3 protein-coding genes are annotated in these 2,608 nt (G+C 70.7%); all 3 read right to left on the bottom strand.

The genetic code is table 11. The features are described from left to right. On the bottom strand, positions 1-1,082 hold a 1,082-nt coding region (locus tag J5F18_RS06510), incomplete at its 3' end, for a histidine kinase dimerization/phospho-acceptor domain-containing protein (protein ID WP_346301477.1). A gap of 90 nt (positions 1,083-1,172) precedes the next feature. Beyond that, the gene (locus J5F18_RS06515) at positions 1,173-2,240 is read right to left on the bottom strand and encodes a PQQ-dependent sugar dehydrogenase (protein WP_346301478.1); all 1,068 of its coding nucleotides are present in this window, start codon (positions 2,238-2,240) and stop codon (positions 1,173-1,175) included. Between the two features lie 145 nt (positions 2,241-2,385). Then, positions 2,386-2,608: AEC family transporter (locus tag J5F18_RS06520; RefSeq protein WP_346301479.1), on the bottom strand; the 223-nt coding region annotated here is incomplete at its 5' end.

The following is a 2,608-nucleotide window of genomic DNA, read 5'->3' on the forward strand; positions in this document are numbered from 1 at the left end:
AGCTCGGTCGCCAGGCGGATGCCGCGCTGCTCCAGGTCCTCCTCCACCAGTTCGCGGGCCCCCTCCACCAGGGTGTCCAGGCCCACCCACTCCTTCTCGACATTATGGCGCCGGCCCAGCTCCATCAGCTGGCGCACGATCTCGACGATACGCGCCACCTCGCCGCGGATGCGCCCGAGCCGCGCGCGCTCGTCCTCGCCGATTACCTCGCGGCGGGCCAGGCGCTGGGCCTGGCCGTTGATCACCGTCAGTGGTGCGCCGATCTCGTGGGCCACCCCGGCGGCCAGCACCCCCAGCTCGGCGAGCTTGCGGGACTTGCGCAGGCGCTTTTCCAGGGCGAGTTCGTTGAGGCGGCGCGATTCGATGTCGGCGTCCTTCTCGGCCATGGCGTCGAGCATGCCGTTGAGCGCTACCGCCAGGCGCCGATACTCCTCGGGTCCCCGCGGCGCGGCACGCTGCTCGCGATCGCCGCCCTCGACCCGGGCCATCACCTCCAGCAGGCGGTTGATCGGGCGTTCGATATGGCGCCGGAAGCCCCACCAGATGCCCAGCACGATGCCCGCCGAGCCGATCAGGAAGGCCAGGCCGGCCACCAGGGTCAGGAAGCCGGTGTAGTTCTCGATGCCGGTGTTGAGCCGGTTGACCTGCAGGACCCCGCGCATCTCGCCGTCGGGGGTGGTCAGCGGCATCAGCACCGAGTAGTAGGACCAGCCATCGTGCTGGCGATAGTCCCCGCTGGGCTCGCCCGCCTCGACCACCCCGCGGATCTCTTCGGCGCTGAAGAGGGCCTCGCCGAGCCCCAGGCCGTAGATCTCCCGGCCGTCGCGATCGAAGACGTAGGCGCCGTAGATGCGGTGGAAGGAGAAGGCCGAGTGCAGCGACTCCTCCAGCGACTCCGGCGAGTCGCGGGCCATGGCGTAGCCCAGCGAGGCGCCGATGGCGTGGGTGATGATCTGGACCTCGGTCTGCAGCTTGGAGCGGACGTTGTCCTCCAGCGAGCTGATCGCCACCAGGCTGAAGACCACCAGGACCAGGAACAGCGGCACGATGACGGTCAGGATGATGAGGTTGCGCAGTCGCATGCGGAGTCCCGTGGCTGGCGCTGGCCGGCCCCGCCGGTGACGGGGCCGGAGGGGGCCGGGGTGAGCGGGGTGTCGGCGCGGTGCCAGCCGTCAGTCGGCCGGCACCAGCCGGTAGAGGCTGCCATTGGCATCGTCGTTGAGCAGGTAGAGGGCGCCGTCCTGGCCCTGGCGCACGTCGCGGATGCGGCCGATCTGTCCGTCGAGGAGCACCTCGCGCTCGGCCACGGCGTCGCCGGCCAGCACCAGGCGCTTGAGCCGCTCGCTGCGCAGGCCCCCGGCCAGCAGGTTGCCCTGCCACTCCGGGAAGGCTTCGCTTGCCACCTCGGCGAGCCCCGAGGGGGCGAGCGTGCCGTCGAAGACAAGCGCCGGGTCGCGCATGCCGGGCAGGGAGTCCTCGCCGATGGGGCGGCGGGTGGCGTAGTCGACGCCAAGACTCACCTCCGGCCAGCCGTAGTTCTCGCCGGCCTCGATCAGGTTGAGCTCGTCGCCCCCCCGCGGGCCATGTTCGGTGGCCCAGATATGCCCCTCGGCGTTGACCAGCATCCCCTGGATATTCCGATTGCCGAGGCTGAACAGCTCGTCCAGGGCGTCGTCGTCATCCAGGAAGGGGTTGTCGTCCGGCACGCCGCCGGTGGCGGTGAGGCGCAGCACGCTGCCGGCGTGGTCGCCCTTGTCCTGGGCGCGGGGCGGCTCGCTGCCGCGGTCGCCGATGCTCATCAGCAGGGTCCCGTCGGGGAGCCACGCCAGCCGCGAGCCGTAGTGGCGGCCGGGGCCGGAGAAGCGGTCCTGGACGAACAGCTCCTCGACGTCGGCCAGGGCCTCGCCCTCCAGGCGCGCCCGGGAAAGGGTCGTGGCGGTACCGCCGCTGCCGGCCTGGCTCCAGGTGAAGTAGACCCAGTCGTGCTCGCCGTCGCCGTCGCCGTAGTCGGGGTGCAGCACCACGTCGAGCAGGCCGCCCTGTCCGCGGGCATTGACCTCGGGCACCCCGCCCAGGTGGGTGATCTCGCCCTCCTCGCCGACGTGGGCCAGGCGGCCGGGGCGTTCGCTGACCAGGAAGCTGCCGTCGGGCAGCTGGGCCACCGCCCAAGGGTGCTCGAGCCCCGTGGCGAGGCTGCCCAGCAGCAGGGCGGCGGGCAGCTTACGTAGGTAGGCAGACATTCCGTTCCCCTCTGGTTGATATTGCCGGTTGCGGTCGGCCCCTCGCGACCATCTCTCGAGATGGACGCATGCGATGGTGCCTGCAACAGTCTAGCGACTCCAACGGGGTTCGGGCGTTCACTGTCGCCATAGGCAGACAGCTTGGCTACATCAGCCAGGCCAGCAGCAGCGGCAGGTAGAGCAGCGACAGCAGCGTCGAGCAGAACACCAGGCTGGCGGTGTATTCCGGTTCGCGCCCGCTCTTCTGCGCGAACAGGTAGGTGAACACCGCCACCGGCATGCTCATCTGCAGCACCAGGATGCCCTGGGCCAGCGGCGGCAGGCCCAGCAGGGCGGCGATGCCCCAGGCGATGCCGGCGGCCAGGGGA

It is taken from the genome of Halomonas sp. BM-2019, assembly GCF_017584085.1.

Bases quoted from the DNA above. Each gene is read 5' to 3' on its own strand.
- J5F18_RS06515 (WP_346301478.1), bottom strand. From the start codon at position 2,240: ATGTCTGCCTACCTACGTAAGCTGCCCGCCGCCCTGCTGCTGGGCAGC.